The following is a 24983-nucleotide window of genomic DNA, read 5'->3' on the forward strand; positions in this document are numbered from 1 at the left end:
CATTCGAGCGGTACTCGGCATTTCTTTTTACGATTGATTTTTGTTAGAATGAAGTATGTTCCTGTAGGAGTGAAGCGTTCCGTGAACTTGCCAAACCAAATCACCCTTATCCGTATCGGGTTTATACCGATATTTATGCTGATTTTTCTATACCCTTTTCAGTGGGGGTCACTCGACATTTTAGGCACGGAAGTGCCTGTCAATCACGCTGTTGCCGGAATGGTTTTCGCCGTGGCGGCGGGGACGGATTGGCTGGACGGAGCCATCGCCCGTAACCGTAATCTCATTAGCAACTTCGGAAAATTTCTGGACCCGCTTGCTGATAAGCTGCTTGTGACCGCCGCGTTGTTATCGCTCATCGAACTCGATCTTTTACCGGCCTGGATGGCTGTCATCATTTTAAGCCGTGAGTTTGCCGTCACCGGCATGAGGCTGGTGGCAGCGGCCGATGGTGCGGTGATTGCCGCCAGCCCGCTCGGGAAGTGGAAAACGGTCTTCCAAATGCTCGCCATCTTTTTCCTTATCGTTCATAACGCCCCGTTTACAGGGTTCGGATGGCCGATTGCGATGATTTTGATGTGGGTCGCCGTGATTTTGACGGTGATTTCCGGCATTGACTATTTTGTGAAAAATAAACACGTATTAAAAGACGCTTAGACGACTGGGAAGGAGATTCGTCCATGAATGCTGAAATTATTGCTGTAGGAACCGAACTGCTCCTCGGACAAATTGCCAACACGAATGGCCAGTATCTTTCGAAGCAGTTAACGCATCATGGGGTGAACATTTACAGGCATACCGTTGTCGGAGACAATTTGCAACGGATTCGACAAGCCATTCGTACCGCGGCGAAACATAATGATATCGTCATCCTGACCGGCGGTCTCGGCCCCACCGAGGATGATGTGACGAGAAACGCGCTCGCAGAGGAATATGATCTCAAGCTCGTACATGAAGCACGAGCCCTTGAACATGTGGAAGCTTTTTTTCAAGCGAGGGGCCAAACTGCGAGTGACGCGAACCGGCGCCAGGCGCTGCACGTGGAAGGGTCGGAAGTGTTGCAAAATCACGTAGGCCTTGCCTGTGGAATGGTGTATAAACATGAAAATACATGGTTTATCCTGTTGCCGGGGCCGCCCCGGGAACTGGAAGGGATGTTCGAAAAAGAAGTTCGCCCCTTGCTGTCGGCTGCGAATCAGTCCCACGAGTTTTTGTTATCACGGACGTTAAAGTTCTACGGTATTGGTGAATCGGCGCTGGAAGCACGACTCCATGACTTGATTGTACATCAGGGCAATCCGACAATCGCGCCGCTGGCCGGCCAGGATGAAGTATCGCTACGCTTGACCGTGAAAGACACAGACAGGGCACATGCCGAAAGTAAGCTCGATACACTCGAAGAGGCGATCAATGAACGTTGCGGGGAATTTTTATACGGCTACGATGAAGATACGCTCGTTTCAAAAGCCCTTGATCGCCTGAGAGGCCGTGGATGGCGCGTAGCCAGCGCCGAAAGTGTGACCGGTGGATGGCTCTCAGCATCCTTAACTGATGTGGCCGGCGCATCCGACGTTTTTGCAGGTGGTGTGATCGCGTATCGCGATGAAACCAAACAAAAACAGCTAAACGTGAAACCGGCGACATTGCAAACGGATGGAGCCGTGAGCGAAGCCTGCGCCCGGGAGATGGCCGCCGGGGTGAGAAGGACATACCATTCTGAAGTCGGCATCTCATTAACCGGCGTTGCCGGGCCTGATGACCAGGAAGGCCATCCGCCGGGAACCCTTTTTATCGGCATTAGCTCCCCGGATGTGACCCAGGTATATGCGCGCCATTTGCAAGGTGATCGCGCGACGATAAGACGAAGAGCGGCCAAGGAAGCTTGCGCCTGCTTGTTGGAGGTGGGAGGTGAGAGGTGAGAAGTGGGAAGAAGCCCTAAGAAGAACGCTCTTACATCCCAGGTGTGTTCCTTAACTGATAGAAGAAGGTGATGAAGAATATGAGTGTATTTGAAAGCGACGATATTAGACTTGAAGTAAAAAAAGCGATTAAAGAGATTGGTTTTGAAGAACCCTCACCCATTCAAAAGCAAGCCATACCGAAAGCTTTGGACGGCAAAGATGTGATCGGCCAGGCACAGACGGGCACCGGAAAAACGGCCGCCTTCGGGATTCCCCTCCTTAACAGGCTCCAGTCGTCCTCTCATGTGCAGGCGCTTGTACTGACACCGACCCGCGAACTCGCGATTCAAGTGGCCGGGGAATTGCAAAAGCTTTCCACGCACCTGCATGTCACAACGTTGCCGGTCTATGGCGGGCAATCGATCGGGCATCAGATCAAGGCCCTTAAACGAGGGGTCCAGGTCGTCATCGGCACCCCCGGACGCGTTCAGGATCATTTGCGAAGAAAGACACTCAAGCTTGACCGCGTGGAGACGCTCGTCCTCGACGAAGCGGATGAAATGCTGGACATGGGTTTTATCGAAGATATCGAAACGATTTTAAAGCAAACGAATGACGACCGGCAAACGATGCTCTTTTCCGCTACGATGCCGGACCCAATCCGCAAGCTTTCCAGACGCTACATGCAGCAACCGGATACCGTCTCGATCAGCAAAAGTGATGTGACTGCCCCATCGATTGAACAGATTTATTTTAAAGTGCTGGAAAGGAATAAGCTCGAGTCCCTTTGCCGGGTGATCGACCGTTATAATCCGGAGCTCGCGATTGTTTTCTGTCGTACGAAAAAGGGCGTCGCAGAATTATCGGAATCCTTGCAGGCGCGGGGATATTTTGCGGACGGCCTGCACGGTGACTTGAATCAATCGCAGCGGGACGCGGTTATGAAGAGGTTCCGGGAAAGTACGATTGAATTTCTCGTCGCCACGGACGTTGCCGCCCGCGGGCTGGACGTCCAAAACGTGAGTCATGTGATCAACTACGATATTCCGCAGGATCCGGAATCCTATGTCCATCGTATCGGACGGACCGGTAGAGCCGGCAAGAGCGGACAAGCGCTGACACTCGTCACTCCGCGTGAAATGAAGCATCTGCGCTCGATTGAAAAAGAAATCAAAATGGCCTTGCCGACCCGTGACATTCCAACGCTGGAAGAAGTGGTCGAGAAACAACAGGATACGTGGCGGCAACAAATCGCAAATGTCATTGAGCATAGTGAAGAGACATCCATCTTTGACGAGTTGACCCAGGAGCTCCTTGAGCAATATCGTCCCCAGGAAATCGTTGATGCGCTCCTGAAAATGAATTACCAAACGGAAAACCATATTTTCGAAGAAGGGTATCATTTTGGAGACACAGGCGGGGCGAAAGGAATGGTTCGCTTCTTTATCAACGTGGGGCGTAACGTGAGTTTAACCCCGAAGCTCCTCGCTGATGAAATCGCCGATGCCGTTGGCATCCCCAAAAAATCCGTCGGACGCATCGATCTTTTCGAAAAATTTACGTTCGTGGAAGTGCCGGAAGATGTCGCTCCTTTTGTTTACGAAGGTTTGCGGCACTCACGGATTAACGGCGCGCGTGTAAACCTGGAACCGGCCAAGCCGAGACCGAAACGCGACCAGCGGCGCTCTTCAACCTCCTAGTACGGCCACCCCTCCGGGCTCCTTTTTCCGAGGAGCCTTTTCTCGGCAGGTAAGAAAGTATAAACCACTTTCTTATCCTGCATAAGTGCAACTAAGGCTTATCGCCTTAAAGGCTTGGCGATAAGCCAAGTTTTCTTTATTAAAAAAGTTAGAATAAATGTTCGTATTTCACTTGGCAAATGGTTCAAAACGCGGTATGATGAATGTAGGGGAAACGATCAGTGCCTGCTTTTGCCTGATGGCGAAAGAAAGCGCTCAACGGCAGTAATCATTGTTTCATTAAATTTAAGGGATTAAAGGAGACTTTTAGCATGAGTGAAAGAAAAGCAGCGCTTGATCAAGCTTTGCGCAATATTGAAAAGCAATTTGGAAAAGGCTCGATCATGAAGTTGGGAGATGAAACGGAAAATCGCGTTTCCACGGTTTCCAGTGGAACACTCGCCCTAGATATCGCGCTCGGGGTCGGCGGATATCCGCGGGGACGAGTCGTTGAAATATACGGGCCGGAATCTTCAGGCAAGACGACGGTTGCCCTGCACGCGATCGCAGAAGCTCAACGCGATGGCGGACAGGCCGCATTTATCGACGCGGAACATGCTCTTGATCCCGTCTACGCCCGCGCCCTCGGTGTTGATACCGATGAACTGCTGCTCTCGCAGCCGGATACGGGCGAACAAGCACTGGAAATTGCGGAAGCCCTTGTCCGTAGCGGTGCCGTCGATATTATCGTCGTCGATTCCGTGGCCGCACTCGTGCCGAAAGCGGAAATCGAAGGGGATATGGGCGACGCGCATGTCGGTTTGCAGGCGCGCTTGATGTCCCAGGCACTGCGGAAACTGTCAGGTGCGATCAGCAAATCGAACTCCATCGCGATTTTTATCAATCAAATCCGCGAGAAAGTCGGGGTCATGTTCGGAAGCCCTGAGACAACGACGGGTGGACGTGCCCTTAAATTCTACTCCTCCGTGCGCCTGGAAGTGCGCAGAGCGGAAGCGTTGAAACAAGGCAACGAAACCGTCGGAAACAAGACGCGCCTGAAAATTGTCAAGAACAAAGTGGCACCTCCGTTTCGGCAAGCGGAAGTCGATATTATGTACGGGGAAGGCATTTCCCGCGAAGGGTCGATGCTGGACATTGCCACTGAACTGGAAATCGTGCAAAAGAGCGGCGCCTGGTACGCCTACGAAGGCGAACGGCTTGGTCAGGGCCGCGAAAATGCCAAACAGTATTTGAAAGAACATCCGGCCGTCACCTCGGAAATTGAAACGCGTATCCGCGAGCACCATGAACTGCCGATCCGCGACGAACAGGAAGAGAGCCAGGAACCACATGCCTAAAGATAGAAAAAGCCGGCTGCTGAAGCCGGCTTTTTATCGTTGTTTTGGAGATGAGAGGTGAGATGTAGCGGACGTGATGGGGGCACTTTTTCAGGTGGATCCCCGCGCTGCACATTCCAGCGGACGTGGTAAGGACATCGTCAAAGTCAATATAATCACTTATGTCCGGAAGTGTAGAGACGGAAAATAGCAATTCCCTCCGTTTGAGGAGTTTCTTGTAATTACAAAGCGCTGCTTGTACCTCTCGGGGTAGAGCGAACGCCGTTTGAGGGATTACAAAGCGCTGCTTGTACCTCTCGGGGTAGAGCGAACGCCGTTTGAGGGATTACAAAGCGCTGCTTGTACCTCTCGGGGCAGTGCGATCACCGTCAGAGGGATTACATTGCGCTTCTGATCCCTCTCGAAGAGGCAATACTTCCACTTGAGGGTTCACAGAGTGGAAAGACGAACGTTATTTCTTTTAATAAATTGTTGGACTTTGACTTTACCTTGGCGGACGCGGTAACTGCTGTTGACATATGAACAACGGCAAGTATACAATAAATTATGAATGTATGGGGAACGGCGAACTGTCCCGCCTGTGTCAAAGGCTTGGCTTGGCCGTTTACAGGCAGGTTTTCACCCATGATCTTTGTATGATCATGTTCTTAAATGGTGTTACCCAGTTTTGATCACGAGTTTTAGTGAACTTGTGGCACATTCAAATATTTGCAATGAAGCACGCTGACAAAGAGCATGGAACAGGCTCACGTCCCGGTGTGGTCACCGGACGCCAAAGCGCCCTAAAGAGGCGACAGTTTCCAACTAACTGTGTTCAAAAGGACTTTCGGTCGGACATCATACCTCCGTACTTTTTGAACCGTCAACACCTACGAATGAAAGCAGGCATCGCCTGCTTGCTATCTCCGTTTTTCGTTAGGCAAGCCCGCAACGTTTTCGATTGTCGACTTAAAAATTACAATTGCATAGCAAAGGAGGTGTAGGCGAGATGAATGGCACACTCATCTTGATCATCTCCATTTTGCTTGTTGTCGTTGCTGTTTTAAGCGGGTTTATTGGGTATTTCATCCGTAGAAAAATTGCCGAAGCTAAAATCACCAGCGCGGAATACGCGGCAAATAAGATGATTGAAGATGCAGAGCGCAATGCCGAGACGAGCAAGAAAGAAACGATCCTGGAAGCAAAGAATGAAGCTTATCGCTTGCGCTCCGAAGCCGAAGACGATATTCGCGAACGGAGAACTGAAGTTCAGAATCAGGAGAGCCGCCTGCAGAAAAAAGAAGAGGCGCTTGACCGTAAAAGTGAAACGCTTGACAACAAGGAAGCATCTCTGGAACTCCGGGAGCAAACGCTCGCTGAGAAACAAGAAGAGACAGAAACGATGAATAGCAAAGTGGAACAATTAATCGCCGAACAACACGAAGAACTGGAACGGATCTCAGGGCTGACGAGAGAGGACGCCCGCCAAATCGTTCGAGCTGAAACCGAACGGGAACTCGACCATGAAAAAGCAGTGATGATTAAGGAAAATACGGATAAAGTCAAGGAAGAAGCCAATAAGAAAGCCAAGGATATTCTCTCTGTGGCACTGCAAAGATGTGCGGCGGATCATGTCGCCGAAACAACGGTGTCTGTCGTTCATTTGCCGAACGATGAGATGAAAGGCCGTATCATCGGACGTGAAGGCAGGAATATTCGCGCCCTGGAGACGTTAACCGGCATTGATTTAATCATTGACGATACACCGGAGGCCGTCATCCTCTCCGGTTTCGATCCGATCCGCAGGGAAATTGCACGCACGGCTTTGGAAAGACTCGTTCAGGATGGACGGATTCATCCCGCCCGTATTGAAGAAACCGTCGATAAATCCCGACGGGAGGTTGATGAGCGGATACGTGAATACGGAGAGGAAACGACGTTTGAAATGGGGATTCATAATTTACACCCTGATCTTCTCAAAATTTTGGGCCGTTTACGGTTTAGAACGAGTTACGGACAGAATGTCCTCAATCACTCAACGGAAGTCGCCTATTTAACAGGGCTGATGGCCGCAGAATTAGGCGAAGATGTGCAACTGGCCCGTCGGGCCGGATTGCTCCATGATATCGGGAAAGCCATCGATCACGAAGTGGATGGCAGCCATGTTGAAATTGGAGTTGAATTAACGAATAAATATAATGAGAACGAGGTCGTTGTGAACAGCGTTGCCTCTCATCACGGTGATGTCGAAGCAACCTCGGTTATTGCCACGCTCGTCGCGGCTGCGGACGCGTTATCTGCGGCGAGGCCGGGGGCAAGACGCGAAACGCTTGAAACGTACATTCGCCGCCTGGAAAAACTGGAGGAGATTGCAGAATCATTTGATGGTGTTGAAAAGACGTATGCCATACAAGCGGGTCGCGAAGTCCGTATTATGGTAAAACCAGACTTAATCGACGATGTGCTGGCGCATTCGCTGGCACGGGACATCACGAAAAGAGTGGAAAACGAACTCGACTACCCCGGTCATATACGAATCACCGTTATTCGTGAAACGCGGGCAGTTGATTACGCTAAGTAAGGCGGCACATCTTTTGTGCTGCTTTCTTTCATTTTTAAGCAGATAAAAAAGTATAACTTTTGTATGAAAACAACCATTATTGGAGCAGCGCAAACCAATCAGTATAACCAACATATGTCACGATTATACTTTTTGCGCTAAATCAGTTGTTTTCATGGTAGATGGTGGCTACGGGCAGCGTAGACACATTGTTTCTTATCATGCATAAGTGCAACTAAGGCTTTCGCCAGGCTTGGCGATAAGCCAAGGTTTCTTTAGCGAAAAAGACGGAACGGATTATCGTAAATACGTTTAACAGCTTGCCCGAAATGGGTATAAGTGGGGATAGAAATGCCGTTTGTCGTTGGAAAGTAGGTTGTAAATCGATGCGTCTTTTATTTGTCGGAGATGTTGTCGGACGTCCCGGGCGAAACATGCTGGAATCGCACTTGCCGCAATTGAAGAAACGCTATAAGCCCCAGGTGACGATTGTCAACGGGGAAAATGCGGCGAGCGGTAAAGGCATTACGGAAAAAATCTATAAATCGATGTTGGGTTTTGGAGCGCAGGTGGTTACGCTTGGCAACCATACGTGGGCAAGAAATGACATTTTTGCGTTTATCAACGAAGAACCAAACCTTATTCGGCCTATCAATTATCCGCCGGGAGTGCCCGGAAACGGGCAAACGTCCGTTAACGTGAACGGACAGGAGCTAGTGGTTATCAATGCCATGGGACGAATATTCATGGAAGCCATCGATAGTCCCTTTCAGGCGTTGGATAAGGCTGTGGATGAAGCGAGAAAGCGTACGCCGTTTGTGTTTGTTGATTTTCACGGCGAGGCAACGAGTGAAAAGCAGGCGATGGGTTGGTTTTTGGACGGACGCGCGAGTGCGGTCATCGGAACCCATACCCACATTCAAACGGCTGATGAACGAATTCTGCCGGGAGGGACGGCCTATTTAACCGATGTCGGCATGACCGGTCCATATGACGGGATTATCGGCATGGAAAGGGACGAAGTCATGAAAAAAATGCAGACGGCCCTGCCGGCAAAATTTGAGGTGGCACAGGGAAGAACACAATTGAACGCGGCCTTTATGGACATCGATGATCGGACCGGGAACGCAGTGAAAATCGAGAGAATTTTGCTCAATGAGGATCATCCATTTGCCGAGTAAAAGGAACCCCTCAGGCATAGAGAGATAGCGGAAGAATATAGTAAGGGATAAAGGTGTCATTCCACCATTATAGGAGGACTCTAATCATGGAAGTATTAAAAGTATCAGCGAAATCCACCCCTAATTCTGTTGCCGGTGCCCTCGCGGGCGTGATCCGCGAAAGAGGAGCAGCGGAGATCCAGGCCATCGGAGCAGGCGCATTGAACCAATCTGTCAAGGCCATTGCCATCGCGAGAGGTTTTGTAGCACCCAGTGGAATCGACTTGGTTTGTATCCCGGCATTTACGGATATTGAAATTGACGGTGAAGAACGAACAGCCATTAAATTGATTATCGAACCTCGATGATAAAACGGTTAAACTCAGCGTACCCCGCTACGCTGAGTTTTTCGCCATTATTACAAGAAAATCGGAGTGAATGAGAGATGCAGCAACTTATACAGCAATTAAAACGGATTGATCGCAAAGGGTATAAAGCTTATAACGATATCCGGGGCACCTTTACGTTTTCCTCGTTTCGCCTGCATATGGATCATATTCAGGCAGATCCATACGCCAGTCCGTCGCGGGCGCGGGTAGTCGTCCAGCACCGACAATTACATATAGATCCCGACTTGTATGAACAGGGGCATCGTAACGTCGCCTTTACAGACTACGTGGCACGTGCGGTAGGAAAGGAGATCCGCAAACAAAACGCACAAAAGAGCCTGTTTATTGACCGGCCGGGCCAAGAGATTCTGGAACGGACTGCGGTCGTTTGTGATCGGGATAAAATCGATATTCGCCTCTCCATCCATCTGCCCGCGCGGGGAAGAACGATTATGGGCGAAGAGGCGCGGAAACTTTTAACCGAAAAACTGCCGGCGATCATCGAGCAAGCCGTTTTTAACATGAACATGGACGAGCTTCGCCGGCACGTGGCGCTCAGCGATGATCAAGAAACGTTGCGCGCCTATGTCGATGACCGGGAGGCGCTTGCGTTTATCGCGGACGGCTCGATTCTGCCGCGGGCGAGCGGCGTGGAAAATCGCCCCCTTGATCCAGACAGCGCCATCCCTTTTACCAGCCCTGAGACAATGGCGGTCACCGTTTCCCTTCCGCATTACGGCGAGTTAAGGGGCATGCTCATCCCGCGCGGGGTTCATGTCATCGTCGGCGGCGGTTATCACGGCAAGAGTACGTTGCTGGAGGCACTGGAAAATGGTATTTACAATCACATTGACGGGGACGGACGGGCCTATATCGTCACCACCTCCAGTGCCTGCAAAATTCGCGCCGAAGATGGTCGCGGGGTCACGGACGTAAACATTTCTCCATTTATCGGGGATCTCCCGAATAATAAAAGCACCGAACGCTTTCAGACGGAGAACGCGAGCGGGAGCACGTCGCAGGCGACGAACATTATTGAATCCCTGGAGGCGGGGAGCCGTCTTTTGCTCATCGATGAAGACACGAGTGCGACGAATTTCATGATCCGCGATTACCGGATGCAGCAACTCGTCGCTCCCGACAAGGAACCGATCACCCCCTTTATCGACCGGGTCCGGGACTTGTATGAAGAAGAAGGCGTATCGACGATCATCGTCGTCGGGGGCACCGGCGATTACTTCGATGTGGCCGACACGGTTACGATGATGGATGAGTATCGCCCCTTTGATGTGACAGACAGGGCGCAAGCCATCGTAAAAATAGATGAGAGTCAACGGATCACCCACAAAGCCGCGCCTTTTACGACAAAGAGCAGGCGTATCCCTGAGCCCAAGGGTTTTGATGCCCGCCGCGGCAAAAAAGAAAAAGTCGATGGCTGGGGCAAAAATACGATTTTGTATGGCCGTGAAACCATTGACCTCTCGGCTGTCGAGCAATGCATCGACCCGAGCCAGACACGGGCGATTGCCCGCGCCGTGGACTTTCTCGCCAAAAAATATGTCAACGGAGAACGTTCCCTCGGTGAACTCCTTGATATCTATGAGCGGGAAACGGCTGCCGGTTTGGATGATTTATCTCCATTCAAAGGCAAGCATCCCGGTGATCTGGCGAGGCCGCGCCGCTTTGAAATCGCGGCGGCCATCAATCGTTTGCGGACACTGTCGACGCGCCAGTGATCATACACGTGGCGTAGTGGTTGCCTTCAGGCGATGGAAGCTTTATAATTTTTAAAGGATGGCAAAGCAGGAAAGGGGGCTTCCCTCGCCTATGAACGAGGAACAACGCCGTCAACCCAATAAAGATAAAGATTACAGCAAGTACTTTGATTTCTCCAATGCAACCATCGAAGTCAACGATGACGGTCAGGAAATCATGAAGATCGGCGGCCGTCGTATAAAAATAAATGAACAGCCAAACTACCGAAAAGGGCAGCGGCGTCGCCGCAATGAGACGGACGTGTATTATGACTTTAAAATTCCCGAAGATATGCAGCACATCGGGAATGGGAAAAAATATTACATCCGCACCTATGGGTGTCAGATGAACGTACATGATACGGAGAATATGTCCGGTATCCTGGAAGAACTCGGGTTCACGCCTACCGATACGACCGATGATGCCGATGTCATCCTGTTAAATACATGTGCGATCCGGGAAAACGCGGAAAATAAAGTGTTCGGCGAGGTCGGTAATCTCAAAAACCTCAAGAAAGAACGTCCCGAGGTCGTCCTCGGTCTTTGCGGCTGCATGTCGCAGGAAGAAAATGTCGTCAACCGGATTTTGCAAAAGCATCAACACGTCGACCTTGTTTTCGGCACGCATAACATCCATCGTTTGCCCCATTTGCTCAAGGATGCGATCCAGAGTAAGGAAATGGTCGTGGAAGTCTGGTCCAAGGAAGGGGATGTGGTGGAAAACATGCCCCGCCGTCGGCAAGGCAACATTCAGGCCTGGGTCAATATTATGTACGGATGCGATAAATTTTGCACGTATTGCATCGTTCCGTATACTCGCGGCAAGGAACGGAGCCGCCTCCCCAAAGATATTATCCAGGAAGTGCGCGAGCTGGCCAGGCACGGGTATAAAGAAATCACCTTGCTCGGTCAGAATGTGAACGCGTACGGCAAAGACCTGGAAGACGATTTCGGGCTCGGTGATTTAATGGATGAGCTCCGTAAAATCGATATCCCGCGTGTCCGGTTTACGACGAGTCATCCCCGTGATTTTGATGATCGTCTCATCGAAGTGTTGGCCAAGGGAGATAACCTCCTTGAACATATTCACCTGCCGGTCCAGCACGGCAACAGCGATGTGTTAAAATTGATGGGTCGCAAGTACACGCGTGAGGAATATCTTGAACTGGCCCGCAAAATCAAGACAGCGATGCCGAACGCTACGTTTACGACAGACTTGATCGTCGGCTTTCCGAACGAAACGGAAGAGCAATTTCAGGATACTCTTTCCCTAGTGAGGGAAATCGGCTATGACAGTGCGTTTACGTATATTTATTCTCCGCGTGAAGGCACGCCGGCGGCTCGTATGAAAGATAATGTGCCCCATGAAGTCAAACGCGATCGTTTGCAGCGTCTTAATGAAGTCGTCAACGAATTTTCCGCACGCAGCAATGAACAAATGCAGGATCAAGTCGTGGAAGTGCTCATCGAGGGAGAAAGCAAGAAAAACCCGGACATTCTCGCCGGACGTACGCGTACGAATAAGCTGGTCAATGTACGAGCGCCGAAACAACTCATCGGCGAGCTTATAAACGTGCGTATTACCGATGTGAAGACATGGTCGTTGAACGGAGATATGGTTGAAAACAGTGAGGTGCAAAAGGTATGACGGAGGAGCGCCTGTATACAAAAGATGAGATTCTTGCCAAGGCCAGGGATCTCGGGCAGATGATGGTCGATACGGAGGAAGTTGATTTTTTCAAGAAAGCAGAGGAAAAAATCAATCGCAATGAAAAAATCCAAACGCTGATCAGCAATATCAAAAGCGAGCAAAAAGAACTTGTGAACCTGAAACATTACAACAAGACCGAGGCTGTCCGCCAGAAAGAGGCAGAGATCAACGCTCTGCACGCGGAAATCGACGAAATTCCCATCGTCAAGGAGTTCAAACAGAGCCAAAGCGACGTGAATGAAGTTCTGCAGCTCGTCTCGACGACGATTTCAAATACGGTCACCAAAGAGATTCAGGAACGCCAGGGACAGGCGTCGTCGGCCCTCAAGGAAAACAAGTAGATACGATCCGCCTCTAATGACCATGTATGCCACGTGCATACCTGGTCATTTTTCTAAAATTCGAGGCATACTTTCCGTGTAATACGGGAATGAGATAAGTGGCAAAAGAATTTGTCGAAAGGATTATTTAATAAAGGTTGTTTTTTAATAATGATTATAATATAATAGATATTGTAATCATGAAGGAACAACCTCAAAAATGAAAAGGAGGATATAACCATGGCAAAGCGACAAGCAATTGAAATTAAAGGACAAAGCGCACGCACGCTGGAGAAGGATTTAAACCGAGAGTTCGCGAATTTACATGTGTTGTATGTAAAACTTCATAATTATCACTGGTTTGTGAAAGGCACACATTTCTTTTCACTCCATGAGAAGTTCGAGGAAATGTACAACAAGACAAAAGACTACATCGATGACTATGCCGAGCAAATGCTGGCAATTCAAGTTCAGCCGGTTGCGACGATGAAAGAATTTATGGCTAACGCGACCATCGAGGAGGCCTCCGGCACCGAAGACCAACAGGAAATGGTGGATAACTTATCCGCCGATTTGCAAGCCATTAGCGGACAATTGCTGGAGATGGTCGAAGATCTGGAAAATAACAAAGCGTTATCCCTCGCCGATGCTGTCCAGGATATGGCACGCGATTTCCAGAAGGACGACTGGATGTTACGGGCTTATTCGGGAAGAGAATAAATAATGAAAGAAGACCTGCCGTCAACGGCAGGTTTTTTTATAGCCAAGTTTTTCTCATGAGCAGTCATGAACGACAAAACTGCTCATACATATGAAGGAGAGGCATGAAAACGCCGTAAGCCCGAATTATAAAGGAGGGACCGTCACGTGGATAAAAGCCGGGAGCATTATCGTGAAATTATAACAAAGGCGGTTATCGGGAAAGGAAAAAAATTCTCGAAGACGACACACACGATTAAGCCGGCCCATCGTCCGACAAGTATCCTCGGGTGCTGGGTGATTAACCACCATTATGATGCGAGACGAAAGGGGGACAGCGTGGAGATTACCGGAAATTATGACATTAATGTCTGGTATTCATATGAAGACAATACGAAAACAGATGTAGCCAGTGAAAAGGTATCCTACAAAGAACATGTGCCCTTGAAAATGCGCGCGGATGAAGTCATGACCGACGATTTCGATGTGATCGCGAGAGCGACGAAACAACCGAATACGATCGAAGCCTCCATCTCAAAGAAGGATAAAGAAGTGAACGTTGAAGTGGAAAAAGAGTTTGCTGCGGAAGTCGTGGGGGAGACGAAAGTGAGCATTTTGGTTCATCCGTCGAAGGAAGATGACTATTATCGCGACGTAAAATGGGATGAGCAAGTGTCCGATGAGGAATTAAAAGATGACATTAAACCGGATTTTCTCGGCCGGCGACCCGGAGAATTTGAATTGCATGGACGCCTTCGGAAGAAAGAAGACTCAGAGCACGAAGAAGAGCACCATCATAGTGAAAAGAAGGAATAACTAAAGAAAACTTGGCTTTTCGTCAAGCAATGGCGAAAGCCAAAAAACGAGTGAAGGGCTTGGTGACCCGTCACTCGTTTTTTTTAGTTTTCCGTTCGTGTATACGTCCTCCCTATGCTATAATTTCAAATAGTAGTGTCTAGTGGGGGAATCCTTTGTGTCGAAACAACAAACACCGATGATGGAGCAATATCACGAGATCAAAGATCAACATCCGGACGCTTTTCTATTTTTCCGGCTAGGGGATTTTTACGAGCTCTTTTTCGATGATGCCCGCCTGGCGGCCAGAGAGTTGGAAATCACCTTGACGCGCCGGGGAAAAGGTGAAGATGCCGCTCCCATGTGCGGGGTCCCTTACCATTCGGCCGAGCAATACATCACCCGTTTAGTCGAAAAGGGTTATAAGATTGCCCTCTGTGAACAAGTCGAGGACCCGCAAACGGCCAAGGGCGTCGTGAAACGCGAGGTGATTCGCGTGATCACGCCGGGCACGATCATGGAAGAGCAGGCCGTAAAAGCGGACGATAATCACTATATTGCCGCCCTGGCAGGCGATGATCAGAGCACGACGGCTTATGTTCGCACAGATTTGACGACCGGAAAGACCGAGGGCGGGGTGATCGCCTCTGCCGTCGTTGACCTGGAAAGAGCGCTTATGGTCGACGGATTGCGAGAAGTGGTCTTTCCTGCGGGAGACCTCCCCCCTTCATGGGAGGCATGGCAAACGACAACAGCAATGACGGTCTCCTATGAGGAAAACGAAGAGATACCTTCGCGATACACACATTTATATGATGGAACAAATCCGCATATCCGCGCAGCCTTTGGCCGCATGCTCAATTATCTCGGCCGCACACAAAAACGGGCGCTCGATCACTTGCAACCGCTGGCGACGATTGCCTCGCGCACATTTGTGCAAATGGATGTACATACCCGCCGCAACCTGGAGCTTACAGCTTCACTACGGGAACGAACGAAAAAAGGCAGTCTGTTTCACCTGCTTGATAAGACGAGCACAGCGATGGGAAGTCGCCTGTTGCAACGGTTTCTGGAACGGCCGCTCGTGAATCGGGCTGATGTGGAAGAAAGGCTCGCCCTCGTCAACCGACTCGTGGATGACGTCATGACGCGGGCGCAAATCGAGGAGCATCTTCGTTCTGTCTATGACCTTGAGCGTCTCGTTGGTCGTGTGGCGTACGGGCATGTCAACGCTCGTGAGCTCGTACAGTTACGCCATTCCCTGCAACAAGTCCCGGCGATTATCGAACTGTTGCCCACGCTCGGGGAGGAAGGGGAGCGCCTCACGCACGATATCGACCGCTGCGAGGGGCTGCTCACGCACCTGGAAGCCGCCCTTGTGGATGAGCCGCCAACGACGATTCGTGAAGGCGGCATGATTCGTGCCGGGTATCACGAGGAACTGGATGAATATCGTGAGGCCAGTGAAAACGGGAAAACGTGGCTCTCAAACCTTGAGCATACAGAGCGGGAAAGCACAGGCATTAAAACGTTAAAAGTGGGCTATAACCGTGTTTTCGGGTATTATATCGAAGTTTCCAGAGCACAACTGCAACACGTACCGGACCATTTTGAACGCAAACAGACACTGGCCAATGCCGAGCGTTTTATCACTCCGGACCTTAAAGAGATGGAAAATCGTATTCTCGAGGCAGAAGAAAAAATGGAACAGCTGGAGCTCGACCTCTTTAAACAGGTGCGGGAAGAAACGACTGCCTATATATCCAAGCTGCAACCGTTGGCCGAAATGATGGCCTACATCGATGTCCTGCAAAGCTTCGCACGCGTGAGCGAGGAAAGACGATACGTGCGTCCCCGTTTTTCCGAGGAGCGCACGATGTCGCTCGTCAACAGTCGCCATCCTGTCGTGGAAACAACACTGGCAAGCGGAGCGTACGTCGACAACGATGTACATATGGACGACGAGCGGGAACTGTTGCTCATTACCGGGCCGAATATGGCGGGCAAGAGTACGTATATGCGGCAAATCTCCATCATTGCCATTATGGCGCAAATAGGCTGTTATGTGCCCGCGGATGAAGCGACGCTTCCCTTGTTCGACAAAATGTTTACACGCATCGGAGCCGCCGATGATCTCGTCAGCGGCGAGAGTACGTTCATGGTGGAAATGCTTGAGACCGAACACGCCCTGCAGGAAGCGACCCAGGACAGCCTTATATTGCTTGACGAAATTGGCCGCGGGACATCGACGTATGATGGGATGGCACTCGCCCGTTCGATCGTCGAATACATTCATGAAGAGATCGGTGCGAAAACGTTATTTTCCACCCATTATCATGAATTAACCGCTTTGGAGGACGAACTCGGGAAATTATGGAACGTTCACGTACGGGCGGAGGAAGAAGACGGTGAGGTCGTGTTTTTGCACAAAGTCGAAGAAGGACGGGCCGATAAAAGTTACGGCATTTATGTGGCGCAATTAGCTCATCTTCCCGACCGGGTCATCGAGCGTGCGCGTGAATTGCTGGTGCATTATGAACAACCGCCGGAACAATTGGAAAACAGGGAAGAAGAGCCCCATGAACAAGTGCCGCTGTTTATCTATGAGGAGGATCAACGATCGAATCGGGCGCCACGTAAGGAAAAAGAACCGGCAGAAGCGTCATCCATTGCCGCGCAAGTGCGTGACATGGATGTATTGAACCTGACGCCGATCGAAGCGCTGCAGGCGATTAATCGCTGGCAGAAGCAGCTGCGCTCAGGAAAGGAATCCTGAATGACGGAAGGAGGAGAGTCATGAGTGTGATCGTTACATTGGAAGAAACCCTTTCCAACAAAATTGCGGCCGGCGAGGTCGTTGAACGCCCGGCATCCGTCGTGAAAGAGCTGGTGGAAAACGCGTTGGACGCGGGAAGCACGCGTATTGACATCGAACTGGAAGAAGGGGGGCTCTCGCGCATTCACGTTTTGGATAACGGGACGGGCATCGACCCGGACGAGGCGGAACAGGCGTTTTTGCGACATGCGACCAGTAAAATCAAAAATGAAGACGATCTCCAGCAAATCAAGACGCTCGGCTTTCGCGGAGAGGCCCTTCCGAGTATCGCCTCGGTGTCCAAATTGACGATGGAAACCGCGCAGAATCATAAAGCCGGCCTCCAGCTTCGTTATCAGGGCGGGCGGTTAATCGCGCGGAGCAGGAGCAAAGCGCGACAGGGCACGTCCATCGTCGTCGAGGAGCTTTTTTTCAATACGCCCGCCCGTCTGAAATACATGAAAACCGTAAACACGGAACTCGGTAAAGCGACAGACATTATTAACCGCACGGCGTTGGCGCGCCCTGATGTATCTTTTCGCCTCGTTCACAACGGGAAGCCATTGCTCTTCACCAACGGTAAAGGGGACCGGCGCGCCGTCTTATACGCGATTTACGGCAAACAGGTGGCGGAAAATATGCTCACGGTGTCCAGAAGCTCCGCGGATCATGAACTGAGCGGTTTCATTGCCAAACCGGAAGTCAATCGGGCGAGCCGCCACTATATGAGCGTATTTATCAATGGGCGCTACATCAGACATTTCCCGTTTATAAAAGCGATTGAAAGAGCTTACCAAACATTGTTGCCGATCCACCGGTATCCGGTCGTTGTCATCGCGATTGAAATGAATCCTGTCCTCGTAGATGTCAATGTCCATCCTTCCAAATGGGATGTGCGTGTCAGCAAAGAAGATGAGTTACTCGCCGAAATCAGTGAGATGATCCGGGATCGTTTGCAAAAAGAGACGCTCATTCCGGAACCAATCGAGAGCGCTGTGTCGCGATCTTCGGACAAAGCGCCGGAAAAAGCCCAGGAATTGCCTCTGACGTTTTCCGGGGGCAGCCAACAAGATGAGCCAACATCCTCCAGCTTAAGAGAGAGGGATCATGAACAAACTATAAGGGAAAGCTCCCCGGGCGCGGAGGAACAGGCTCAGGGTGGTACAGATGAAAAAGCTTATGATCCCTTCGGCCGTGATGATAAGCCAGCGGCGTACGAAGCCCCGGCGCAGTCATACGAAACGACGACCGAAAGGTCGGAAGTGACGCGGCGGGTACCGGTCATCTATCCGATCGGTCAGCTGCACGGCACGTATATCCTTGCCCAAAACGAGCAAGGGCTTTATTTGCTTGATCAACACGCGGCTCAGGAACGCATTCATTATGAATATTACCGGAAACATCTAGGGGAACCGGAACGCGTCAGTCAATCATTGCTCGTCCCTTTTACGATGACGTTTACACCGGAGGAGAGTGCGAGGATTGAGGAGATGGGTGCTTCGCTGGAAGAGCTTGGCCTGAGCGTGGAACCTTTTGGTGTACACACGTATCGGGTGCTTGCCCATCCAACCTGGATTCCGCGAGGGTTGGAGGAGGAGACGATTCGTGAGTTGATTGCGCAATTGCTCGCTTTGAAACAACCGGATATCGGCACGTTGCGGGAAGAAGCGGCCGCCTTAACTTCGTGTAAGGGGGCGATCAAAGCCAACCACCATTTAAGTAGGGATGAAATGGTCGCGTTATTGGAAGATTTACGCGCGTGCATAGATCCCTTTACCTGTCCGCACGGTCGTCCGATTTATGTTCACATCAGCGGTTATGAACTGGAAAAAATGTTCAAGCGCGTCATGTAAACGTAACAGACAAGAAAAGTCATCGCTTCGTCACAGCTGTTATTGCCTTTTTTTGTTAGAATAAAATTAATAGGAGAAAAAGGAGAGAAACGCATGACAGGAACAGACCTCGTCGCCATTATCGGTATTTCATTTTTTGCCGTTGCCGTCGCCGTGATTATGACACTGGTTCTTTTCAAAATGGCAACCTCAGACAAGAATTAACCCCAAAAATAAGGTGTGCAGCCCGCACACCTTATTTTTGATTTGAGAGAAGGAAAGAATACATGTACACTAGGGGCATGGAAGACAAGCTCATAACGACGAGTGTTTCACCGACTCCCGAGATGATCGAGCGTGCTTATCAATTGGCTACTCGCTTTCAATGCCCTTTCGAGGAGCGTTTGCACAAAACGATGAACGCTTTTTTGCGAAAGGCCGACAAGGTTTATATGGTAGGAAAACTCGGACGGGATATGCTTTATACCGCAGATAGCGAGCAACCGTTTTTTTTCCACCCGAGCATGGCCAAGATTCGTGTTCAACGTATGCTCAGCGGAGAAGTTGATCCCCTCGTTTCCATCGCGCAATTGCGTCCGGGGGATGATTTCCTCGATTTAACGCTTGGTCTCGGGGCTGACAGCATCGTCGCAAGCCACGCCGTCGCTCCCGCCGGAAATGTGGTCGGGGTGGAGAAAAATCCCTTTATCGCGGAAGTTGTCGCCCAGGGTCTTAAGCACTGGGATGAAGACGTACCGGGATTGAATGAGGCGATGCGAAGCATAATGGTTGTGCAGCAAGATCATTTGGCTTACTTAAGAGCACTCAAGGACCGTTCCTTTGACACTGTTTATGTTGACCCCATGTTCAGGGAAGCCCGAGTTCATTCTGCCCATTTAACGCCACTGCGTTTCTGGGCTGAGGACGAAAAGGTTACAAAAGACGTCCTCAAGGAAGCGAAGAGAGTGGCAAGACGGGCGGTTGTGCTAAAGGCAGAGCGGGGGAGCCAAATCTTTACGCGCTTAGGTTTTCCGGAGATTAAGAAACACCGCAGTGTCTCTTATGGAGCGATGCCGGCGGAAAGGGGCAGGTGATGGAAAAGAAACCGTTAATCGTCATTGTAGGACCGACCGCGGTTGGGAAAACACACGCTGGTATCGAGGTGGCGAAAACATTCGCAGGCGAAATTATAAACGGGGATGCTTTCCAGGTCTATCGAGGGCTGGATATTGGAACGGCGAAAGCATCGACAGAAGAACAGGATGGCGTCCCTCACCATCTGATCGACATCCTTGCACCGACCGATACATATTCAGCTGCCCAGTTTCGCCGCGACGCCATCCAAAAAATCGACGAGATCGACGGCCGCGGCCATGTGCCGGTAATCGTTGGTGGGACGGGAATGTACATCAAAGGGATAACCTCCGATTGGTCATTTAACGATGTAGCGGGCGATGAGCAGTTCCGAAAACGATTGGAAGCACGCGGGGAGGAAGAAGTGGGAGCCCAGAAACTTCACGAGGAACTGGCCCTCCATGATCCGGACGCGGCCAAACGGATCCATCCTCGTAATGTGCGTAAGATCATCCGCGCCCTTGAGCTTATTTACGCCGGAAAGCCTGCCCCCGCTCCGGTGACGCGTGACGATGGGCAACCAGGCTCGCATCAGGTGCTGATGATCGGATTGACGATGGAACGCGCAACCCTTTACGAGCGCATTGAGGCCCGCGTTGAGCACATGCTTGCCGAAGGCTTGCTCTCGGAAGTGTCCGCCTTATACGAGGCGGGGATTCGCCATACGCAGGCGATGAAAGGCATCGGATATAAGGAACTCGTCGCCTACCTTGACGGAGATTGCTCATTCGAGGAAGCAGTGACGCAATTAAAAAGAAATTCAAGAAGATTTGCGAAAAGACAACTCACCTGGTTTCGGAACAAGGAAAACGTAACGTGGTTTGAGGTCCGGGAAGGCGAAGAAAAGAAGCTCATCGATAAAATATGTACACATCTTGCAGGAAAATGGGCAAACACGTCGAAAGATTACTGATAAGGCAAAGAGATGTATGAAAAGGGGGAAGAGCAAGATGAAAAATGTCAATATTCAAGATCAATTCCTGAATACGTTAAGAAAGGATAACATTCCGATCACGATTTTTCTCACCAACGGTTTTCAACTTCGGGGTTTTCTGAAAGCCTTTGACAACTTTACCGTCGTCATTGACACGGATGGGAAGCAACAGATGGTATATAAGCACGCGATCTCGACGTTTGCTCCGCAGCGAAATGTGGAACTCCAATTGGAGCCGAAAGAGCAAAGCTAGAAAAGACTCCGCCTTTTAAAGCGCGGAGTCTTAGGTGTGTTCATTCACATAGTCCTGGTAACGGAACAGCACGAGTGGGGAATGTAAACCGAGCGTTTCCTGAATGGCTTCGAGGGAATGGCCACGCCTGAGCGCAGATACAATATAGGTATGGCGGAAATGCCGCGCGCTTTTTCCCGGCGGCAAACCGGCCCGCCTCGCTTCTTCGCGAATCATCTTTTGCATGGCGACGATCGTCAGTCGTTTCGGTTCGTCATTTTCATAAGACCAGCGGTACGTTTGTTTTTGGAAATCAAACGCGACAAACAAAGGATGGCGCTCACCCGGATAAGGACGGACCGGCTTGGGAATCACCTTTATGTAACGGTTAAGGTCCCGGCGATCCGATTTGGAAAGGCGGAGCACTCTTGCCTGCACTTCACTGTCAGTGGGGGAAATCGAAATCGTCCCCGTTCCGAAATTGACATCATCGAGGCTCAGGCTATGCAGTTCCTGCAGGCGCAGGCCGTGATGAAGAAGCAGTTGGATCATCGCTTTGTTGCGGGGAGCCAAGAGGGGCCTTGCCTGTCTTTGCTCTTCGCTTAAGCCGAGATCGGAGTCAAGACTTTGAAATAAACGGGTGAGGTCGTTTTGCGTTAGTAAATCGTCCTTGCTGATCGCTTCATCGGCTGCGGGAGGGAGCTGAACGTTTCGCATAAGGTTTGTTGTGGTGTGCCCGTGCGTTTGCGATAAAAACAGGAAATAGCGCCGCAAAACCGCCGCGATTCGCTTCGTTGTTTTGCGGTTGTACGCGCGTGTTTCCATTAAATATGTAAAATAATCTTCCAGAATGATCGCTTCCACCGGATGGAGGTTCGTTACTTTGCGGTCGGCATGAATCGCGGCAAAGCTGTAAAAATCGGCGAGATCATAGGCGTATCTTCGAATCGTTGAAGATTTACGCCCCCGGGATATTAAAAACTCAAGAAACTCAAGCGCCTCTGTCGGCAATTTCTCTTTTTGCGGAATCAAACCCATCCCTCCTTTTCCGGCCTCCGGCTTCCGACCTCTGACCTCCGGATTCACACATCTACCCTCCCGTGCGTAAACTATGGGCAGATGCCCTGATAGATCATCCATAGAGAGAAGGGGAGGGGGTTCGCGTGAACGCACAAACGTCGAAATCGCGTATTCGTGTATTAATCCAGGACCGTGAACGTGATCAACAGCAACGAGAGGCCATGCTTGCTGATCCTGATCACTATATATTACAGAAAGCTGAGAAACAGCTGTATAAACTCGTCGGTGTCAACGAATTAAAAACGTTCATTCGTGAAATCTATGCCTGGATTCATATTAACCGCTGTCGCGAAAAACATCAATTAAAAACGAAACAACAATCGATGCATATGATTTTCAAGGGAAGCCCGGGCACAGGCAAAACGACGGCTGCCCGTTTACTCGGGGAGATGTTTCGGGAACTCGGTTTTTTGGAGAAAGGTCATTTCATCGAAGCGGAACGGGGGGATCTTGTCGGCGAATATATCGGCCAAACGGCACAAAAGACGAAGGCTTTAGTGCAAAAAGCCGAAGGCGGGATTCTGTTTGTTGATGAGGCATACGCCCTTGCCAGAGGGGGAGAGAAGGACTTTGGCAAAGAAGCGGTGGACACACTCGTCAAAGCGATGGACGATAATCTCCACCCGTTTGTGCTCATCCTGGCCGGCTATTCAACGGAAATGAATCGCTTTTTGAATATGAATCCGGGTCTGCCTTCACGTTTTCCCGTGCAGCTCGAATTTCCCGACTTTACAACCGAACAGTTGCTGGAAATTGCAGAAAATATGCTGGGCGAGCGTGAATATATCTGGACATCGGCAGCAAAGGAACAAATGGAGAAAAAAATCCAGTTGCGTCGCGCCGGGAAGACTGAACACTCATTCAGTAACGGCCGCTACATTCGCAATGAAATCGAGCAGGCCATTCGCTACCATGCGGTGCGAACGATGCGGGAAAAGAAGGAACACGATAAAGAAGCGCTCAAAACTTTAATCGGTGCTGATTTTAAATAGCGGGAGGAATGATTTTTGGAAAGAGTGATCGTCACAGCAGTGATCGATGAACGGGAAAGGGAGACCGATGCCCGCGCCTCTTTGGCGGAATTAAAAAGTCTGGTGACCACGGCAGGGGGGACGGTGATGGCGACGGCGACCCAAAATCGTCCGGCCCCTGACGTTTCGACATATGTTGGCAAAGGAAAGGCGGAGGAAATTCAAACGCTCGTGGAAGAGTGGGAAGCGGACGTTGTCGTCGTTAACGGCGAATTGTCTCCCCGGCAAGGGCAGTCGCTCACCGCGAGAACAACCGCCCGCGTGATTGACCGCACACAATTGATTCTGGATATTTTTGCGGATCGTGCGCGCACGAAAGAGGGGCGTATTCAGGTTGAGCTGGCCCAACTGACGTATTTACTTCCGAGGTTGCGCGGGCAAGGGGAGTCCCTTTCACGCCTGGGCGCCGGTATCGGAACGCGCGGACCCGGTGAAACGAAGCTGGAAACGGACCGCCGTCATATCCGGGGAAGAATGGATGAGTTAAAAAAAGATTTACGACGGATTCGCAAACATCGTTCCACGATTCGTGAGCAAAAAGATCGGCTCAACCAGCCGCAATTTACCCTTGTCGGCTATACGAACAGTGGAAAGACGACGCTTTTAAATGCATTAACGAACGAAGACGCGTTGGCGGAAGATTTATTATTTGCCACTTTGGATCCCTTAACACGGGGGTTGCGTTTGCCCTCGGGCTTATCGGCACGAGTCAGTGATACCGTCGGCTTCATAAGGGGATTGCCGACGACCTTAATCGCGGCTTTCCGGGCGACGTTGGAGGAGGTGACGGATGCCGATATCCTCATCCATGTTATTGACGCCACCAGTCCGGAAGCAGAATCCGAAAAGCAAACCGTACTCCAGTTGTTAAATGAGCTCGGTGCCGGTGAGATTCCGGTCATAACGGTGATGAATAAGGCCGAAACCCTCGATGAGGGAACGGTTCCGATCGTGAATGTTGATCGCCCGTGGTTGTATGTGAGCGCAAAAGAACATCACCATATCGGGGATCTCCACAGGGTGATGGAAGATGAATTGAGCAAGCAAATGGCCTTTTACGCCATTCATATTCCGGCCAGTAACGGCCGCCTTCTGCACACTATACGGCAAACGACGCTCGTGCAATCGGAAACGTTTGACGAAGAAAAAGAAATGTACAAGCTTGAAGGGTACGCATTCGAGGGCCATCCGCAAGTCGAGCGCCTGAAAAAAGAAGGACAGGAACCGTAAAACAGCAGCAATGAAACGTCAAAGTAAAACTATTTTCAAATGGGCAGTATGAACCCCCAAATGGCAGATGTGTTGCTCCGAGAGGGATCAGAAGCGAGCTGTGAACCCTCAAACGGCAGTTGAGATGTCCCGAGAGGGATCAGAAGAGCGATGTAATCCCTCAGGCGCCAGTTAAGCCGTCCCCGAGAGGGATCAGAAGAGCGATGTAATCCCTCAGGCGCCAGTTGAGCCGTCCCAAGAGGGATCAGAAGAGCGATGTAATCCCTCAGACGCCAGTTGAGCCGTCCCGAGAGGGATCAGAAGAGCGATGTAATCCCTCAGGCGCCAGTTGAGATGCCCCGAGAGGGATCAGAAGAGCGACGTAATCCCTCGAACGCCAGTTGAGCCGCC

General features: G+C 50.6%; 20 protein-coding genes. 19 read left to right on the top strand and 1 reads right to left on the bottom strand.

The features are described 5' to 3' along the window. Nucleotides 1-81: 81 nt before the first annotated feature. The 17 genes from pgsA (at nucleotide 82) to hfq (ending at nucleotide 21273) form a co-directional block, all read left to right on the top strand. Complete coding sequence (gene pgsA / locus BLS58_RS11240) at nucleotides 82-657, top strand: CDP-diacylglycerol--glycerol-3-phosphate 3-phosphatidyltransferase (protein ID WP_090398896.1); 576 nt, start codon at nucleotides 82-84, stop codon at nucleotides 655-657. Nucleotides 658-680: 23 nt separating this feature from the next. Beyond that, nucleotides 681-1919, top strand: coding sequence for a competence/damage-inducible protein A (locus BLS58_RS11245; RefSeq protein ID WP_090398897.1), 1239 nt, complete (start codon nucleotides 681-683; stop codon nucleotides 1917-1919). 80 nt (nucleotides 1920-1999) lie between these two features. Further along, the gene (locus tag BLS58_RS11250) at nucleotides 2000-3601 is read left to right on the top strand and encodes a DEAD/DEAH box helicase (RefSeq protein WP_090398898.1); all 1602 of its coding nucleotides are present in this window, start codon (nucleotides 2000-2002) and stop codon (nucleotides 3599-3601) included. Between the two features lie 311 nt (nucleotides 3602-3912). Next, nucleotides 3913-4938 carry a recombinase RecA gene (recA, locus tag BLS58_RS11255; protein WP_090398899.1) on the top strand — a complete coding sequence of 342 codons (1026 nt, stop codon included), beginning with the start codon at nucleotides 3913-3915 and terminating at the stop codon, nucleotides 4936-4938. Nucleotides 4939-5926: 988 nt separating this feature from the next. Further along, nucleotides 5927-7498, top strand: a complete 1572-nt coding sequence (gene rny / locus BLS58_RS11260) for a ribonuclease Y (protein ID WP_090398900.1) — start codon at nucleotides 5927-5929, stop codon at nucleotides 7496-7498. Between the two features lie 365 nt (nucleotides 7499-7863). Further along, nucleotides 7864-8658: a TIGR00282 family metallophosphoesterase gene (locus tag BLS58_RS11265; RefSeq protein ID WP_090398901.1), complete on the top strand. Its 795-nt coding sequence runs from the start codon at nucleotides 7864-7866 to the stop codon at nucleotides 8656-8658. An 86-nt stretch (nucleotides 8659-8744) separates the two neighbouring features. Beyond that, entirely contained in the window at nucleotides 8745-9005 is a 261-nt protein-coding gene (locus BLS58_RS11270) for a stage V sporulation protein S (protein ID WP_090398902.1), read from the top strand. Nucleotides 9006-9082: 77 nt separating this feature from the next. After that, a complete protein-coding gene (locus BLS58_RS11275; RefSeq protein ID WP_090398903.1) occupies nucleotides 9083-10762 on the top strand; it encodes an ABC-ATPase domain-containing protein in 1680 nt (559 codons plus the stop codon). A gap of 91 nt (nucleotides 10763-10853) precedes the next feature. Next, nucleotides 10854-12428, top strand: a complete 1575-nt coding sequence (miaB, locus tag BLS58_RS11280) for a tRNA (N6-isopentenyl adenosine(37)-C2)-methylthiotransferase MiaB (RefSeq protein WP_090398904.1) — start codon at nucleotides 10854-10856, stop codon at nucleotides 12426-12428. Then, complete coding sequence (locus BLS58_RS11285; protein ID WP_090398905.1) at nucleotides 12425-12832, top strand: YlbF/YmcA family competence regulator; 408 nt, start codon at nucleotides 12425-12427, stop codon at nucleotides 12830-12832. Before miaB ends, BLS58_RS11285 begins: the two co-directional genes overlap by 4 nt. A 219-nt stretch (nucleotides 12833-13051) precedes the next feature. After that, complete coding sequence (locus tag BLS58_RS11290) at nucleotides 13052-13531, top strand: Dps family protein (protein WP_090398906.1); 480 nt, start codon at nucleotides 13052-13054, stop codon at nucleotides 13529-13531. 147 nt (nucleotides 13532-13678) lie between these two features. Then, a complete protein-coding gene (gene cotE, locus BLS58_RS11295; RefSeq protein ID WP_090398907.1) occupies nucleotides 13679-14326 on the top strand; it encodes an outer spore coat protein CotE in 648 nt (215 codons plus the stop codon). 178 nt (nucleotides 14327-14504) lie between these two features. After that, nucleotides 14505-17081 carry a DNA mismatch repair protein MutS gene (mutS, locus tag BLS58_RS11300; protein ID WP_090398934.1) on the top strand — a complete coding sequence of 859 codons (2577 nt, stop codon included), beginning with the start codon at nucleotides 14505-14507 and terminating at the stop codon, nucleotides 17079-17081. Nucleotides 17082-17101: 20 nt separating this feature from the next. After that, nucleotides 17102-18973, top strand: a complete 1872-nt coding sequence (gene mutL / locus BLS58_RS11305; protein ID WP_090398908.1) for a DNA mismatch repair endonuclease MutL — start codon at nucleotides 17102-17104, stop codon at nucleotides 18971-18973. Nucleotides 18974-19254: 281 nt separating this feature from the next. Then, a complete protein-coding gene (locus tag BLS58_RS11310) occupies nucleotides 19255-20046 on the top strand; it encodes a class I SAM-dependent methyltransferase (protein ID WP_176764719.1) in 792 nt (263 codons plus the stop codon). Then, complete coding sequence (gene miaA / locus BLS58_RS11315; RefSeq protein WP_090398910.1) at nucleotides 20046-20999, top strand: tRNA (adenosine(37)-N6)-dimethylallyltransferase MiaA; 954 nt, start codon at nucleotides 20046-20048, stop codon at nucleotides 20997-20999. The genes BLS58_RS11310 and miaA overlap by 1 nt, the downstream gene beginning before the upstream one ends. A 37-nt stretch (nucleotides 21000-21036) precedes the next feature. Next, nucleotides 21037-21273, top strand: coding sequence for an RNA chaperone Hfq (hfq, locus tag BLS58_RS11320; RefSeq protein ID WP_090398911.1), 237 nt, complete (start codon nucleotides 21037-21039; stop codon nucleotides 21271-21273). Between the two features lie 30 nt (nucleotides 21274-21303). Here the strand turns inward: hfq and BLS58_RS11325 are convergent, their stop codons facing one another. Beyond that, nucleotides 21304-22338 carry a tyrosine-type recombinase/integrase gene (locus BLS58_RS11325; RefSeq protein ID WP_176764720.1) on the bottom strand — a complete coding sequence of 345 codons (1035 nt, stop codon included), beginning with the start codon at nucleotides 22336-22338 and terminating at the stop codon, nucleotides 21304-21306. A gap of 77 nt (nucleotides 22339-22415) precedes the next feature. Here BLS58_RS11325 and BLS58_RS11330 point away from each other — a divergent pair, with 77 nt between their 5' ends. Further along, nucleotides 22416-23324: an AAA family ATPase gene (locus tag BLS58_RS11330; protein ID WP_245723146.1), complete on the top strand. Its 909-nt coding sequence runs from the start codon at nucleotides 22416-22418 to the stop codon at nucleotides 23322-23324. 24 nt (nucleotides 23325-23348) lie between these two features. Continuing rightward, nucleotides 23349-24593 (top strand): GTPase HflX, encoded by a 1245-nt coding sequence (hflX, locus tag BLS58_RS11335; RefSeq protein WP_245723149.1) that lies wholly within the window; start codon nucleotides 23349-23351, stop codon nucleotides 24591-24593. Nucleotides 24594-24983 lie beyond the last annotated feature (390 nt).

Source organism: Natribacillus halophilus (assembly GCF_900100185.1).
GTDB lineage: Bacteria > Bacillota > Bacilli > Bacillales > Marinococcaceae > Natribacillus > Natribacillus halophilus.

Coding starts and splice junctions, on each gene's coding strand:
- BLS58_RS11245 (WP_090398897.1), top strand. CDS start 681: ATGAATGCTGAAATTATTGCTGTAGGAACCGAACTGCTCCTCGGACAA.
- BLS58_RS11250 (WP_090398898.1), top strand. CDS start 2,000: ATGAGTGTATTTGAAAGCGACGATATTAGACTTGAAGTAAAAAAAGCG.
- recA (WP_090398899.1), top strand. CDS start 3,913: ATGAGTGAAAGAAAAGCAGCGCTTGATCAAGCTTTGCGCAATATTGAA.
- rny (WP_090398900.1), top strand. CDS start 5,927: ATGAATGGCACACTCATCTTGATCATCTCCATTTTGCTTGTTGTCGTT.
- BLS58_RS11265 (WP_090398901.1), top strand. CDS start 7,864: ATGCGTCTTTTATTTGTCGGAGATGTTGTCGGACGTCCCGGGCGAAAC.
- BLS58_RS11270 (WP_090398902.1), top strand. CDS start 8,745: ATGGAAGTATTAAAAGTATCAGCGAAATCCACCCCTAATTCTGTTGCC.
- BLS58_RS11275 (WP_090398903.1), top strand. CDS start 9,083: ATGCAGCAACTTATACAGCAATTAAAACGGATTGATCGCAAAGGGTAT.
- miaB (WP_090398904.1), top strand. CDS start 10,854: ATGAACGAGGAACAACGCCGTCAACCCAATAAAGATAAAGATTACAGC.
- BLS58_RS11285 (WP_090398905.1), top strand. CDS start 12,425: ATGACGGAGGAGCGCCTGTATACAAAAGATGAGATTCTTGCCAAGGCC.
- BLS58_RS11290 (WP_090398906.1), top strand. CDS start 13,052: ATGGCAAAGCGACAAGCAATTGAAATTAAAGGACAAAGCGCACGCACG.
- mutS (WP_090398934.1), top strand. CDS start 14,505: ATGATGGAGCAATATCACGAGATCAAAGATCAACATCCGGACGCTTTT.
- mutL (WP_090398908.1), top strand. CDS start 17,102: ATGAGTGTGATCGTTACATTGGAAGAAACCCTTTCCAACAAAATTGCG.
- BLS58_RS11310 (WP_176764719.1), top strand. CDS start 19,255: ATGGAAGACAAGCTCATAACGACGAGTGTTTCACCGACTCCCGAGATG.
- miaA (WP_090398910.1), top strand. CDS start 20,046: ATGGAAAAGAAACCGTTAATCGTCATTGTAGGACCGACCGCGGTTGGG.
- hfq (WP_090398911.1), top strand. CDS start 21,037: ATGAAAAATGTCAATATTCAAGATCAATTCCTGAATACGTTAAGAAAG.